Annotated in this window: 8 protein-coding genes; 4 read left to right on the top strand and 4 right to left on the bottom strand. The window is 70.8% G+C overall.

Going from position 1 to position 14,829, the window contains the following annotated elements; all coding sequences use genetic code 11:
* Positions 1-36: 36 nt before the first annotated feature.
* On the bottom strand, positions 37-894 hold the full coding sequence (locus STRVI_RS05060) for an NAD-dependent epimerase/dehydratase family protein (RefSeq protein WP_014054539.1): 858 nt from the start codon (positions 892-894) through the stop codon (positions 37-39).
* A 387-nt stretch (positions 895-1,281) separates the two neighbouring features.
* Between STRVI_RS05060 and STRVI_RS46190 the strand changes: the two genes are divergently transcribed.
* Both STRVI_RS46190 and STRVI_RS05070 read left to right on the top strand, forming a co-directional pair.
* Entirely contained in the window at positions 1,282-3,927 is a 2,646-nt protein-coding gene (locus STRVI_RS46190) for a serine/threonine-protein kinase (protein ID WP_014054540.1), read from the top strand.
* A 113-nt stretch (positions 3,928-4,040) separates the two neighbouring features.
* Positions 4,041-5,432 (top strand): mercuric reductase, encoded by a 1,392-nt coding sequence (locus STRVI_RS05070; RefSeq protein WP_014054541.1) that lies wholly within the window; start codon positions 4,041-4,043, stop codon positions 5,430-5,432.
* A 36-nt stretch (positions 5,433-5,468) separates the two neighbouring features.
* Here the strand turns inward: STRVI_RS05070 and fumC are convergent, their stop codons facing one another.
* Positions 5,469-8,597 carry a class II fumarate hydratase gene (gene fumC, locus STRVI_RS55495; RefSeq protein WP_014054542.1) on the bottom strand — a complete coding sequence of 1,043 codons (3,129 nt, stop codon included), beginning with the start codon at positions 8,595-8,597 and terminating at the stop codon, positions 5,469-5,471.
* Positions 8,598-8,909: 312 nt separating this feature from the next.
* On the opposite strand from fumC, the gene STRVI_RS05085 reads away from it, so the two are divergent.
* Positions 8,910-10,946 (top strand): thioredoxin domain-containing protein, encoded by a 2,037-nt coding sequence (locus STRVI_RS05085; protein ID WP_014054543.1) that lies wholly within the window; start codon positions 8,910-8,912, stop codon positions 10,944-10,946.
* 221 nt (positions 10,947-11,167) lie between these two features.
* Here STRVI_RS05085 and STRVI_RS05090 read toward each other — a convergent pair whose 3' ends face one another.
* Positions 11,168-11,884 (bottom strand): TetR/AcrR family transcriptional regulator, encoded by a 717-nt coding sequence (locus STRVI_RS05090; protein WP_014054544.1) that lies wholly within the window; start codon positions 11,882-11,884, stop codon positions 11,168-11,170.
* Between the two features lies 1 nt (position 11,885).
* Positions 11,886-12,596, bottom strand: coding sequence for a PAQR family membrane homeostasis protein TrhA (gene trhA / locus STRVI_RS05095; protein ID WP_014054545.1), 711 nt, complete (start codon positions 12,594-12,596; stop codon positions 11,886-11,888).
* A gap of 253 nt (positions 12,597-12,849) precedes the next feature.
* On the opposite strand from trhA, the gene STRVI_RS05100 reads away from it, so the two are divergent.
* Complete coding sequence (locus STRVI_RS05100; protein ID WP_014054546.1) at positions 12,850-14,706, top strand: phosphoenolpyruvate carboxykinase (GTP); 1,857 nt, start codon at positions 12,850-12,852, stop codon at positions 14,704-14,706.
* The last annotated feature ends 123 nt before the right edge of the window (positions 14,707-14,829 follow it).

The raw sequence follows: 14,829 nt of genomic DNA on the forward strand, positions 1-14,829 counted from the left end.
CGTCCTTCCTACCCGAGGCCCGTGGGGACGCGCCGGTCAACCTCGCGCGAAGACGGCCGGCGGGTCGGTGAAGGCGGGGGCCCAACCGAGCTCGTCGCGGGCGCGGGCCGGGGTGAACTGCTGATCCAGGGCGAAGGCATCGGCGATCGGCCCCATCTCCGCACGGGCCTGCTCCAGGGTGATGGACACGGTCCTGCCCTCCAGCCCGACCCCGTGGCTCACGGCCTGTGCGACGTCCCGGGCCGTCGGATTGACTCCGCCGACACCCACGTAGACCGAACCGGCCTTGGCACGCAGGGCCGCCACGTAGAGTTCCGCGAGGTCTTCGACGTGGACCAGGGCCCAGCGCTGAAGGCCGTCGCCGATGTGGGCGATGGCGCCGGCTTTCCGGCCGGGCTGGGTGAAGAGGGTGTCGATGAGCCGGTTGTCGCCGCCGTACACCAGTCCGGCGCGGATGATCATGGGACGGCCGCCGCGAACGGCGCGGGCGAGGACCTCGTCCTCGACGGGGCGGCGCCAGGCGACCACCGCCGGCGGGTTCCAGGGAGCGTCCTCGTCTGCGACGCCGTCGGTGTCGCCGTAGACCCAGGTCCCGCCGGTGTGGACGTAGGCGCCCAGGCCGATGCCGTCCTGCAGGGCGGTGGCCACGGCGAGGTCTTCCTCGCCCGTCCGGGCCTGGGCGAGGTGGATGACGGCCTCGGCATGGGCCGCGGCGTCGTTGAGAACGGCGAGGTCCCCCAGGCCCCCGCGCACCGCGGCCGCCCCGACCGACTGGACCGATTGGGCCGCGTGCTCGCTGCGGGCCAGCGCGCGCACGGTGTGACCGTGCCGGTTCAGCGCCTCGATGACCGCCTTACCGATGTAACCGGAGCCGCCGGTGACGAAGACCTTCATGACGTGCGTCCTTCCGCTTCTTTCGGGATCGCTTCCACCCTGCGGCCGGGGAGGGACCCGCGTCCAAGACCTGTTCCGCCCGCTGTGATGCCGCGGCGGCATCAGCCGGCCGAGGCGGGGTCGGACCCGCCTGCCGCTGCGGACCGATGGAACGGCGCCAGCGGTTCGGCGCGGCTCCCCGGCGTGGGTGCCCCGGGTGCCTCTTGGGCCACGGCCTTTTGGCAGCCTTCAGCCGAGCCGCTCGGCGAGCGCGACGATGATGCCTCGGTCCTCGACGGCGAACATGATGTGGCGCAGGCCCAGCGTGTTCGGCGGTGCGACGCCGCAACCGCGATCGCGCCGCCTGGCGTCATGCCTCAGGGGTAACCGAGTGGTGAAGGGGGGCCCATGGAGCGTGGTGAGCGGATCGCCGGCCGCTACGAACTGGTGCGTCGGCTCGGCAGGGGCGGCATGGGCGAGGTGTGGGCCGCCCGCGACCACAACCTCCACCGTGACGTGGCCCTCAAGCTGCTCGTCCTCGACGACGGCCTCGCTCCTGACCTGCCGGCGCGGTTCGAACGCGAGGCGGTCGCCGCCGCCCAGATCAGCCACCCGAACGTGGTGGCGCTGTATGACCGGGGTGTGCACGAGGGCGTGCTCTTCCTCGTGATGGAAAAGGTCGACGGCCCGCCCCTCAGCAGGATCATCCACCAGGAGAGCGGGCTGGAGCCCGGCCGCGTGCTCCGGATCGCCGATGGGATCTGCGCGGCGCTGGCCGCCGCCCACACCGCCGGCATCGTCCACTACGACATCAAGCCGCACAATGTGATGCTCACCTCCGACGGCCAGGTCAAGGTCGTCGACTTCGGCATCGCGGGCTTCCTCCAGACCGCTTTCTCCCTGGTCCGCTCGTCGCAACTCGCCCCGGCCGGCACGCCGGAGTACGCCGCGCCCGAGCAGTTCGGCGCGGAGCGGGGCGACAAACGCTCGGATCTCTACGCCCTCGGCGGCGTCCTGTTCGTGTTGCTGACCGGCCGACCGCCCTACACCGGCCACAGTGCCCTCGCCCTCATGGCCCAGAAAATCGGAGAGGACGCCCCCCGGCTCGACGCGATACGTCCCGGCCTGCCCACCGCGCTGACCGACCTGGTCGCGCGGCTCCTGGAACGCGATCCTGGACGGCGCCCCGGCTCGGCGGAAGAAGTCCGGCAGCTGCTGCGACGGGCCTCCGAGGAGGGCGACGACAGCGACCCCGGCACCGGCCCTGGAAGCACCGAGGAATCCAGCGGTCCGCTCTCGGAACTGCCGCCGGCGCTGGTTCCTGCGGTGGAGCTGGTCTGCCGCATCGACGACCGTGAGAAACAGATCGACGCCCGGGTCCGCGTGGCTGAGGCGGTCGTCACCACGGCGCCGGACGCGGCCGGGCGCGTCCTGGCCGGTGTCCCCGCGGTGCAACACTGCTTGATCCTTTTGGGCCTGGCCGATGAGGCGACCGACCCAGGCCACTCCCGGCAGTTGTTCGAGCAGGCCGAGCGGCTGATCGAGGGGCTTCCGCCGGACCACGAGGCATCGCCACTCGTCTCCTCGGCCGTGGCGTGGTACCTGACCAGGCATGCTCCCGAGCGTGCCGTCCCGTGGCTGGACCGCGTCGAACGGGTCGCCCACGACGACCGCGGCGCGCCTGAGGAGATGGTCGAGAACCTGGCCGAACTGGCCGGCCGGGTGAGCGGGACTCATCCCGAACGCGCTGTCCGCCTCATGGCCCGCGTCGAACAGCTCGCCCGTCGCCTGCCCCCTGATCCCGAGATCGCTTTCTCCCTCCCCTGGCAGCTGGTGCGCATCGCGGCCGCCGGTCGGGCTGCCGACCCGGGATGCGCCGAACGTCTGATCGACCTCGCCGAGGAGCGGGCCCGGGGCGTGGAGACGACGCGCCAGCGGCGATCGGCACTTAAATGGACCGCCGAGACGGTGGCGGCGTTCGATCCCCAGCGAGCCGAGCGGATCGTCGGCGCGATGCCCCCGGAAGACCGGGCGTCCGCTTGGACGAGCGCGCTCCGGTCTGCCTCCATCACCGACACCGACGTGGTGCCACTGCTGCTCGACTTGGCCGAACGAAACGCGCTGGAACTGCAGGTGTCACAGGAGGTGCGGACCCCGCGGGGTCCCCTCGGCCTCTTCGGCAGCAGCCGCCAAACGGTCACCGGCCCCGACCGGTACGCACTGCGGCGGACAGCCGTAGCTTTCGTACGTTTCGACGGTGCACGGGCAGAACGGCTCGCCCGGCGGATCGGGGAAGCGAGGCACGAGGCGGAGACGTTCATCGAGATGGCCGAAGAAGCGTGCAAAAGCCGCGGAGCGGCCGCCGGAACGCAGCCCGGTCTCGCGCGTTCGTGGCTCCGCGCAGCCTACGAGGCGGCTCTCGGCGAGGTGGGGTGGGAGCAGGCTTCGCTGATGGGGCAGGTCGCCCGTGCCGCGGCGGCCGTCGACCCGGCACGCGCGCGACGGGCCGCCGACCACGCCGGCAAGGCCGACCCGAAGGGGGTGACCCCCTACGCCGTGGCTGCCCTTGCCTCGGACCTCGCCGCGGCGGATCCCGTACAAGCCGAGCGGCTCCTCAACTGGGCCATCGCTCCCGATTACCTGCTGAAGGACTCGGACCGGAACCAGATCGCAGTCGCTCTCATCGATGTCGCCGTCGCGGTGGGCGACGGCCTCCCCAAGCGCACCGGTCGGCTGATCCAGCTGCTGCAAAAGGTGGTGAGGGCCTTCCGCTCGGCCTCGAAGCGAGAAGAGCTGTGGTCGGACTGGTCGAGGCGCTATCCAGGGCTCGGAACCCACAGTCCGGGCGTCGTAAGGCAGTTAGCCGAGGAGTACTACGGCCCCTGCCGCGACCACATGTTGAGGGCCGCCGCGGCGGCTTACCTCCCCGCGGATGTCGACCGGGCACTGGAGATCGCCGACGAAATCACCGAGGCCGGGCTCCGGGACGATGCCCTCGGCGACATCGCGGTCGCGATCGCGCGGAGTGCTCACCCGGCGGCCTGGAAGGTGTGATTCAAGGATCACACCATGGGCTCGTCGTGGCAGGAGCCGGGGGCGATGGCGTCAGCAACACACTCGCCGACCACTCTCGGTGCGTATGATGATGCGCAGGGTTACGATCGCCTGTGGCAGACGAGAGCTATGACGTGATGGTGATCGGGACCAGCCAGGGCGGCCGGTTCCTGCCCATCGATCTCGCGAAGGCGGGCAGGAAGGTGGCGCTCGTCGAGCGCGGCCACCTGGGCGGCGTCTGCGTGAACTCCGGGTGCACCCCGACCAAGACCATGGTCGCCAGCGCACGCGCCGCCCACCAGGCGCGGCGCGGCGCGGAGTACGGCGTGCGGACCGGTCCGGTGTCGGTCGACCTCGCCGCCGTGCGGGAGCGCAAGCGGGCGATGGTCGCGGGCGCGCGGGAGAACTACGCGAGCCGCCTGCCGCAGGACGGGCTCGACCTGATCGAGGGCGAGGCCCGCTTCACGGGGCCCAAGACGGTCGAGATCGCCCTGCCGGACGGCGGGACGCGGGAGATCGGCGCGCCGGTGATCGTCATCGACACGGGCACCAGGCCCAGGCAGCTTACGATCAGCGGCGCGCAGAGCGTCCCCGTCCTGGACTCAACGTCGATCATGGAGCTGGGCGAGCTCCCCGAGCACCTGATCATCCTCGGCGGCGGCTACATCGGGCTGGAATTCGGGCAGATGTTCCGCAGGTTCGGCAGCGAGGTCACGATCGTCCAGACCGGCCCCCGCCTGCTGATGCGCGAGGACGATGACGTATCCGACGAGGTCGCCACCCTCTTGCGCGATGAAGGGATCACGGTCCTGACGTCGGCGACGCCGGAACGGGTCGAAGAGGCGGGCGGCGGGCGGATGCGGCTGACCGTGCGCACCCCGGACGGTGAGCGCCGGGTCGAGGGCTCCCACCTGCTGTCGGCCATCGGCCGCGTCCCCAACACGGAGGCACTCACGCCGGTGGCGGCCGGCATCCGGCTGAGCGACAACGGTTTCATCGAGGTGGACGAGTACCTGGAAACCTCCGTCCCCGGCGTCTACGCCATGGGGGATGTCAAAGGCGGCCCGGCCTTCACCCACCTCTCCTTCGACGACTACCGGATCCTGCGCACCAACCTGCTCGGCCAGGGGAAGGCGAGCACGCGGGACAGGATCGTCCCGTACACCGTGTTCATCGACCCGCAGCTCGGCCGCGTCGGCATGACCGAGCGACAGGCCGCGGAGCAGAACCGCTCGGTCCGCGTCGCGAAGCTGCCGATGAGCGCCGTCATCCGGGCCCTCGAGACGGGGGAGACGCGCGGCTTCATGAAGGCGGTCATCGACGCGGACACCCAGCAGATCCTCGGCGCCGCCGTGCTCGGCACGGAAGGCGGCGAGATCATGACGATCATCCAGGTCGCCATGCTGGGGGAGCTCCCGTATCCGGCCATGGCGAATGCCGTCTTCACGCATCCGCTGCTGGCGGAGGGCCTGAACACCCTCTTTATGAGCCTCGACGCCCAGTAGAGGGGAGAGGGGTCAGGCGTGGGTGTCGTCGGACCGCTAGTCGTTGGGTCGGTCGAGTCCCAGGTCGCTTCGCGGCCGGCCGACCATGGTGGTGGGGTCGGCGAGGCGGTCGAAGTCGGCGGCCGTAACGCCCGAGGCGAGGGCTGCCTCGCGCAGAGTGGTGCCCTCGTCGTCGGCCTTGTGCGCGATCGCGGATGCCTTGTCGTAGCCGATGGTGGGGCTGAGCGCGGTGACGAGCATGAGGGACTGATCCACGTACCCGTCGATCGTGGGTCGGTCGAGTTCGGTGCCTTCGACGCTGTAGCGGCGCAGCTTCTCGCAGGCGTCGCCGAGGATCCGGGCCGAGTGCAGCACGTTGTCGATGATGATCGGGCGCATGGCGTTGAGCTCGAAGTTGCCCTGTGCCCCCGCGGAGGCGATGAGCGCGTCCTCCCCGAGGGCCTGCAGGCAGATCATGACCATGGCCTCCTGCTGGGTGGGGTTGACCTTCCCGGGCATGATCGAGGAACCGGGCTCGTTGGCGGGCAGCTTGAGTTCATGCAGCCCGGCGCGGGGTCCGGAGGCCAGCCAGCGCATATCGTTGGCGATCTTCATCAGCGCGACGGCCAGGCCGCGCAGCCCGGCACTCACCGCGACCATCGCGTCCAGCGAGCCCTGCGCCGCGAACTTGTTGGGCGCGGCGACGAAGGGATGGCCGACGAGCTCGGCGAGCTGCGCGGCGATCTGCTCGCCGAACGCGTCGGGAGCGTTCAGGCCGGTGCCCACGGCGGTGCCCCCGGCGGCGAGCTGGTGGACGGCACGCAGGCTGTCGGCCAGCCTGGTGCGTGCATCGTGTAGCTGTGTGGCCCAGCCGGACCACTCCTGCCCGACGGTGAGCGGGGTGGCGTCCTGCAGATGGGTGCGGCCGATTTTGACGACGTCCACCCATGCCTCGGCCTTGGTGCGGATCGCCTGGGTGAGCCGGTCGACCTGGGGCAGGAGATGCCCGGTGACCTCGAGCACGGTGGCGATGTGCATCGCGGTGGGGAAGGTGTCGTTGGACGACTGGCCCATGTTGACATGGTCGTTGGGATGCACGGGGTGCTTGGCGCCGAGGGTGCCGCCGAGCAGCTCGCTCGCCCGGTTGCCGATCACCTCGTTGACGTTCATGTTCGACTGGGTGCCCGAGCCGGTCTGCCATACGTACAGCGGGAACTCCGCGTCCAAGTCGCCGGCGACGACCTCGTCCGCGGCCTGGATGATCGCGGCGGCGCGCCGCTCGTCCAGGCGGCCGGCGCGCTGGTTGACCATGGCGGCGGCCTTCTTGACATAGCCGTAGGCGTGGTAGACGGCTTTGGGCATGCGGTCGTCACCGATGGAGAAGTGGATCAGGGAACGCTGAGTCTGCGCGCCCCAGTAGTGGTCGGCGGGTACCTCGATCTGGCCCATCGAGTCGCTCTCGACGCGGGTGCCGGTGGGCGTGGTCCGGTCCGCGGCCGTCGTCGTCCCTCTGGCGGGGTGGTCGGAGTATTCGGGCTGCCACATCGCCTTCTGTACGGCCTGCACGACGTCATCGATCCTGGCGCGGGCGACACCCTCCTCGAGTGCCTGGCGTACGACGGCGACCGCGACGGTGGCGGAGGAGGCGCGGAGGTTGGCCACTCCGGGGAGCAGCGACGCGCCGGAGGTGGTGGTGTCGACCAGGCCGGCGACCGCCTCGGCGCCGGCGCGGATCATTCCGGGGGTGACGTGCTGCGCGCGGGAGACCACGGTGCCCAGGCCGAGGCCGGGGTAGACCAAGGCGTTGTTGGCCTGCCCGATCTTGTAGGCGACGCCCTGGTACGACACCGGATCCCACGGGGTGCCGGTGCCGATCAGCGCCCGGCCCTCGGTCCAGTGGATGAGGTCGGCCGGGTGGGCCTCGATCTTCTCGGTCGGGTTCGAGAGCGGGAAGATCAGGGGCCGGTCGACGTGCGCGGCCATCGTCCGGATGATCGGCTCGGTGAAGGTGCCACCGGCCGTCGAGGTGCCGATCAAGATGGTCGGGTGTACCTCGGCCACCGTGGTGGCGAGGGAGATCCGGCCTTCGCCGTCCCGTTCGTAGCTCTTGGCCTCGCCTGCCGAGCGGGCGAACGGGGTCTGGAAGTCGCGTAGATCGTTCATGTCGTCCAGCAGCAGGCCCTGCCGGTCGACCAGCCAGATCTGCTGGGCCGCCGTCTCCCTACGGGCGCCGGCGCGGACCATCGCGTCGCGGATCTGGTCGGCGATGCCCACTCCGGCGGTGCCGGCGCCGAAGACGACCACCCGCTGCTCGGCCAGCGGTGTGCCGGCCGCCCGTACGCCGGCGAGGACGGCGGCCAGGGTGATCGCGCCGGTGCCCTGCATGTCGTCGTTGAAGACGCAGGCCTTGTCCGCGTACTCCAGCAGAATCCGGCGCGCATTGGACGGGCCGAAGTCCTCGAAGTGCAGCAGCGCCTTCGGGAAGCGCCGCGAGGCGGCCGTGATGTAGGCGTCGATGAGCCGGTCGTACGCCTCGGTGTGGTTGCGGGAGTGCCGCAGCCCGACATACATGGGGTCGTTGAGCAGGGTCTCGTTGTTGGTGCCGACGTCGAGCATGACCGGGATGACCCGGGCCGGGTCGATGCCCGCGGCCGCCGTGTAGACGGCGAGCTTGCCCTGCGAGATTCCCATGCCGTTGCTGCCCCAGTCGCCGATGCCGAGGATCTCCTCGGCATCCGTGGCCACCAGCAGATCGACGTCGTCGGCACCGAGCCCGAGGTTCGCGAACGCGGCCTCCACGGAGTCGGGATCGTCCACCGACAGATACACGCCGCGCGGACGCTGGTACTCATGGCTGTACTGCTCGATGGCCTGCCCGACGACCGGGTCGTACACGATCGGCAGCATCTCGGGCAGATGATCGACGAGCAGTTTGTAGTACAGCGTCTCGTTGCGGTCCCGTAGCGCTTCCAGGAACGTGTTCTGCGCCAGCGGCGTCGGCTGTGCCATGAACTGCTCGTACGCGCGCACCGCCTGCTGCTCTTCCGACAGCACTCCCGGCGGCACCAGACCGGTAAGCCCGAACTGCGTGCGCTCTTCCTCCGTGAACGCGGTCCCGCGATTGCGGATCGGGTCACGCAGAACGGCGACCCCTCCGGAACCGCGCACCCTCTTGTCCGTGCTCATGACTTTTCATCCTTCTCGAGCGGCCGTTGTTCGGACTGATCCGCGCAGTCCTGACTCCCGGCTCCGCCCCGCCGCGAACTCCACACACGAAGCTCAAAACCCCACATAACCATCCTCGCGCCGCCGGGCCGCATGCGCCCACTGCGCACTCCCGGCCGCACCCCCGCGCCCGCGCTCACAGGCTTGCCGCCTTCCGCATCCCCACGCAGAGTGGGCCGGGCGAGTCCGTCCGGTCCACAGCGGATCCGGGGCCTCTCGGCCGCGCCCTGTGGATAACTTCGTCTGCCTCGCCGGGTGGGGGAGGATGGACCCATGCCGAACCGCCTGGCGCACGAGACGTCCCCCTATCTGCTTCAGCATGCCGAGAACCCGGTCGACTGGTGGCCGTGGTCGGACAAGGCGTTCGAGGATGCGCGCCGCCGCGGGGTGCCCGTGCTGCTGAGCGTCGGCTATTCGAGCTGCCACTGGTGCCATGTCATGGCGCATGAGTCGTTCGAGGACAAGGCGACCGCCGACTATCTCAACGCCCACTTCGTCTCCGTGAAGGTCGACCGCGAGGAGCGGCCGGACGTCGACGCGGTGTATATGGAGGCGGTGCAGGCCGCGACCGGGCAGGGCGGCTGGCCCATGACGGTCTTTCTGACCCCCGAGGCCCAGCCGTTCTACTTCGGCACGTACTTCCCGCCCCGGCCCCGGCCCGGTATGGCGTCCTTCCGGCAGGTGCTGGAGGGGGTGAGCGCCGCCTGGACGGACCGCCGCGAGGAGGTGGTGGACGTCGCCGGGCGGATCGTGGAGGACCTGGCGCAGCGCACCGGGATCGCCCTGGGTTCGGATGCGCCCGCGCCGCCCGGCGAGGAGGATCTGCACGCCGCGCTCATGGGGCTGACCCGCGAATTCGACGCCACGCGGGGCGGTTTCGGCGGTGCGCCGAAGTTTCCGCCGTCCATGGCGCTGGAGTTCCTGCTGCGCCACCACGCCCGCACCGGCTCCGAGGGCGCGCTGCAGATGGTGTCGGCCACCTGCGAGGCGATGGCCCGCGGCGGTATCTACGACCAGCTCGGCGGCGGTTTCGCCCGCTATTCCGTCGATGCCGGCTGGACCGTGCCGCACTTCGAGAAGATGCTGTACGACAACGCACTGCTGTGCCGGGTCTACGCCCATCTGTGGCGCGCCACCGGCTCGGACCTCGCGCGCCGTGTCGCCCTGGAGACGGCGGACTTCATGGTCCGCGAGCTGCGCACCGCACAGGGCGGCTTCGCCTCCGCGCTGGACGCCGACAGCGACGACGGCACCGGCAGGCATGTCGAGGGCGCGTACTACGTGTGGACGCCCGAGCGGCTGCGCGAGGTGCTGGGGGAGGCCGACGCGGAGTTCGCCGCCGGGTATTTCGGCGTGACCCAGGAGGGCACCTTCGAGCAGGGAGCCTCCGTGCTCCAGTTGCCCGACGGTAAGCGGCCGGCGGACGCGGGCCGAGTCGCCTCCGTACGGGAGCGGCTGCTGGCCGCCCGGGAGCGGCGGGCCCGCCCCGGCCGCGACGACAAGATCGTCGCCGCGTGGAACGGGCTGGCCGTCGCGGCTCTCGCCGAGACCGGTGCCTATTTCGACCGCCCCGACCTGGTGGACGTCGCGACCGAGGCCGCCGAGCTGCTGATGCGCCTCCACATGGACCAGCGCGGGCGGCTGGCCCGCACCTCACTCGACGGCACCGCGGGCGGCCACGCGGGCGTGCTCGAGGACTACGCGGATGTGGCCGAGGGCTTCCTCGCCCTGTCCGCCGTCACCGGCGACGGGGCGTGGGTGGACTTCGCCGGGCTGCTCCTGGACACCGTGCTGACCCGGTTCACCGCCGAGGACGGCACGCTGTTCGACACCGCCGATGACGCCGAGGCGCTCATCCGCCGCCCCCAGGACCCGACGGACAACGCGGCGCCGTCCGGCTGGACGGCCGCCGCCGGAGCCCTGCTGTCCTACGCCGCCATCACCGGCAGCTCCCGCCACCGGGAGACGGCCGAGCGTGCCCTCGCCGTGGTGCGGGCCCTCGGCCCCCGGGTGCCCCGCTTCATCGGCTGGGGCCTGGCGGTGGCCGAGGCCCGGCTCGACGGGCCGCGCGAGGTGGCGGTGGTCGGCCCCGGCGACGACCCGGCGACCCGCGCCCTGCACCGCGCCGCACTCCTGGCCACCGCCCCCGGCGCGGTCGTCGCGGTCGGCGAGCCCGGCTCCGGGGAGGTCCCGCTGCTGCAGGACCGCCCCCTGCTGGAGGGACGCCCGGCGGCGTACGTCTGCCGCGGCTTCACCTGCGACGCACCGACGGCCGACGTCGAGGCCCTGACGGCGAAACTGGGCGGCTGAGCCGGGGGGGCCGGACGGGGAGCCGGACCGGGCCCCCGGGTCGGTTTCGGCCGACCCCGGGGCCAGCTCCCGGCTGAGCTGCGGGCCACCCCCCGGCCCGGGTCCGGGTCCACTTCGGCCATCCCCGACCAGCTCCGAGGTCAGGCCGGGGTCAGCCCGCTGTCAGCTCCAGCGGGCCGCCCGGAAGCGCACGGCAGGGCACAGCGGCCCCGCACCGCGGGTCATAGCGGGATGCCTCGGGAGAGGAGGTCCAGGGCTCGGTCGATGGCCGTTGTCATGGCGTCGGCGCGGGTGGCGGTGGCCCTCGTGGTGCTCGCCGTGGTTGCCGTCGGCAGGTGGTGGTGGTCCAGGCAGTGGAAGACGGCTTCGCGCAGGGCGCCGAGGACGGCGCCCACCGCGACCCGTACCTCGAAGTCGTCCGGGGCCCGGCCGCTGCGCTCGGCCAGCGCCTCGCCCAGCAGCGTTCCGCTGTCGGCCAGGCCGCCGCTCATCCGAGCGCGCAGCGCCGGGACCTGCCGTACGAGGGCCAGCCGGGCCAGCAGTTCCTCGCGCTCCGCACCCGCCGCGGGCCCCAGCAGCCCCACGACGGCATGGCGCAGGGAGGCGGTCGGGGGTTCGTCCCGCGGGCGCTCGCGGATCGCCTCCGCCATGAGCGCGTCGTACTCATCGGTGAGGACGATGTCCTCCTTGGCCGGGAAGTAGCGGAAGACGGTGCTGGTCGAGACGTCGGCGGCCGCCGCGATCCGGTCCACCGGAGTGGCCTCGTAGCCCTGCTCTGCGAAGAGCCGCAGGGCGGCGCGCCGGATCGCCTGCCGGGTCTTGATCTTCTTCCGTTCGCGCAGCCCGGGCCCGGGCCCGGGCCTGCGTTCCGGCTGTGACGGCTGTGACGGCTGTGACGGCTGTGACGGTTGTGATGTGGGGGGTGTGGCCTTGGGCATCTCAGGCGTGCTGATACGCCACCAAGGAGATGCCGACGTAGTGCACGACGAAGGCGGCCAGCGTGAAGCTGTGGAACACCTCGTGGAAGCCGAACCAGCGCGGCGAGGGGTTGGGCCGCTTGGTGCCGTAGATCACCGCGCCCACGCTGTAGAGCAGCCCGCCGACGATGATCAGCGTCATGACGGCGGCGCCGCCGGTGTGCAGGAAGTCGGGCAGGAAGAAGACGGCCGCCCAGCCCAGCGCGATGTAGCACGGGGTGTACAGCCAGCGCGGGGCGCCGACCCAGAAGACCCGGAAGGCGATTCCGGCGAGCGCCCCGGCCCACACCAGCCACAGCAGCAGTTGCTGCTTGCCGTGTGGCAGAAGCAGCATGGTGAAGGGCGTATACGTGCCCGCGATGATCAGGAAGATATTGGCGTGGTCCAGCCGCCGCAGCACCGCGGCGGTGCGCGGCCCCCAATTGCCGCGGTGGTAAAGGGCGCTGGTGCCGAACAGCGCACATGCGGTGAGCGTGAAGATGGCGCAGGCCAACCGCCCGCGCGGACTGTCGGCGAGGGCTGTCAGCACCACCCCCGAGACCAGGACCGCGGGAAACATGCCGGCGTGCAGCCAGCCGCGGAGCATCGGCTTCAGGGGGAGCGGCGGGGCCGCTTGGGGTCCTGGGGGGTTCTCAACGGCGGCATCGGGCGCGGCGGCAGTCATGCCGCTCATGCTACCTACGCCCTACGCCACCGTAAGTTACCGGTCCGTGTCGAGTGGTGATGGTCACCAAAGCGCCCACTGGACAGATGGCCCACACAGTCGGATGATCAAATGAGCGCGGTCGGCACCGGATGAGCTGAGCATCCGGGTCGCAGCCCCCAAGGGGTAGCTGTCTCCATAAACGGATATGAGTGCACATATCCGTCCAAAACCCTCAATCATAACGCCGGAGCGTGTGCGGTTCCGGCGGGATGGAGCGATCGTGGCGCCCAGCAATGTGGCTTCCTCCCTCACCACCACCCCGAGCCCCACGAACCACCAGGAGCTCGTCTCCTGGGTCGACGAGATCGCCGCCCTCACCCAGCCCGATCGTGTGGTGTGGTGCGACGGCTCGGAGGCGGAGTACGACCGCCTGTGCGCGGAGCTCGTCGAGAAGGGCACCTTCACACGCCTTGATTCGATCAAGCGCCCCAACTCGTACTACGCCGCATCCGATCCGAGCGATGTGGCGCGCGTCGAGGACCGTACGTTCATATGCTCCGAGAAGGAGGCGGACGCGGGCCCGACGAACCACTGGAAACACCCCGACGAGATGCGCGCCATCTTTTGCGGAGAAGAAGGCAGTTTCGCGGGGGAGCAGGGCGTCTTCCGGGGCTCCATGCGCGGCCGGACCATGTACGTCGTGCCCTTCTGCATGGGCCCGCTCGGCTCGCCGCTGTCCGCGATCGGCGTCGAGATCACCGACTCCGCCTACGTCGCCGTCTCCATGCGCACCATGACCCGCATGGGACAGGAGGTCCTCGACGTCCTCGGCGACGAGGGCTTCTTCGTCAAGGCCGTCCACACCCTCGGCGCCCCGCTGGAGCCGGGCCAGGCCGACGTTCCCTGGCCGTGCAACCCGACCAAGTACATCTCGCACTTCCCGGAGGCGCGGGAGATCTGGTCGTACGGCTCCGGCTACGGCGGCAACGCCCTTCTCGGCAAGAAGTGCTACGCCCTGCGCATCGCCTCCGTGATGGCGCGGGACGAGGGCTGGCTCGCCGAGCACATGCTGATCCTCAAGCTCACCCCGCCGCGCGGGGAGGCCAAGTACGTGGCCGCGGCGTTCCCGAGCGCCTGTGGCAAGACCAACCTCGCGATGCTGGAGCCGACCATCCGGGGCTGGACGGTCGAGACGATCGGCGACGACATCGCGTGGATGCGGTTCGGCGAGGACGGCAGGCTGTACGCGATCAACCCCGAGGCGGGCTTCTTCGGCGTCGCGCCCGGCACCGGTGAGCACACCAACGCCAACGCGATGAAGACCCTGTGGGGGAACTCGGTCTTCACCAATGTCGCGCTCACCGACGACGGCGATGTGTGGTGGGAGGGCATGACCGAGGAGCCGCCCGCCCATCTGACCGACTGGAAGGGCAACGACTGGACCCCGGCGAGCGAGACGCCCGCGGCCCACCCCAATGCCCGCTTCACCGTGCCGGCCGGTCAGTGCCCGATCATCGCGCCCGAGTGGGAGGACCCCAAGGGCGTGCCGATCTCGGCGATCCTCTTCGGCGGCCGCCGGGCCAGTGCCGTTCCGCTGGTGACCGAGTCCTTCGACTGGCAGCACGGTGTCTTCCTCGGCGCCAACGTGGCGAGCGAGAAGACCGCCGCGGCCGAGGGCAAGGTCGGCGAGCTGCGCCGCGACCCGTTCGCCATGCTGCCGTTCTGCGGCTACAACATGGGCGACTACATGGCCCATTGGGTGAAGGTCGGCAAGAACGCGGACGCCGCCAAGCTGCCGAAGATCTACTACGTCAACTGGTTCCGCAAGGACGCCGACGGGCACTTCGTCTGGCCGGGCTTCGGCGAGAACAGCCGGGTGCTGAAGTGGATCGTCGACCGGCTGGACGGCAAGGCCGAGGGCGTGGAGAGCCCGATCGGGGTGCTGCCGACGCCCGAGGCGCTGGACACCGACGGTCTGGACCTCGACGACGCCGAGCTCGAGCTGCTGCTCACGGTCGACAAGGAGGTCTGGCGCGAGGAGGCGGGGCTGGTGCCCGACCACCTCAACACCTTCGGTGAGCACACGCCCAAGGAGATGTGGGACGAATACCACGCGCTGGTCAAGCGCCTGGGCTGAGCGCAGCCCCAAGGAGCGCAGTCCCAAGGAGCGCAGCCCCAAGGAGCGCAGTCCCAAGGAGCGCAGCCTCAAGGAGCACAGCCCAAGGCCCGGGGCCCGCACTCAGGTGCGGGCCCCGGGCCT

The organism is Streptomyces violaceusniger Tu 4113, from assembly GCF_000147815.2.
GTDB classification, from domain to species: Bacteria; Actinomycetota; Actinomycetes; order Streptomycetales; family Streptomycetaceae; genus Streptomyces; species Streptomyces violaceusniger_A.

Bases quoted from the DNA above. Each gene is read 5' to 3' on its own strand.
- STRVI_RS05060 (WP_014054539.1), bottom strand. From the start codon at position 894: ATGAAGGTCTTCGTCACCGGCGGCTCCGGTTACATCGGTAAGGCGGTC.
- STRVI_RS46190 (WP_014054540.1), top strand. From the start codon at position 1,282: ATGGAGCGTGGTGAGCGGATCGCCGGCCGCTACGAACTGGTGCGTCGG.
- fumC (WP_014054542.1), bottom strand. From the start codon at position 8,597: ATGAGCACGGACAAGAGGGTGCGCGGTTCCGGAGGGGTCGCCGTTCTG.
- STRVI_RS05085 (WP_014054543.1), top strand. From the start codon at position 8,910: ATGCCGAACCGCCTGGCGCACGAGACGTCCCCCTATCTGCTTCAGCAT.
- STRVI_RS05090 (WP_014054544.1), bottom strand. From the start codon at position 11,884: ATGCCCAAGGCCACACCCCCCACATCACAACCGTCACAGCCGTCACAG.
- trhA (WP_014054545.1), bottom strand. From the start codon at position 12,596: ATGAGCGGCATGACTGCCGCCGCGCCCGATGCCGCCGTTGAGAACCCC.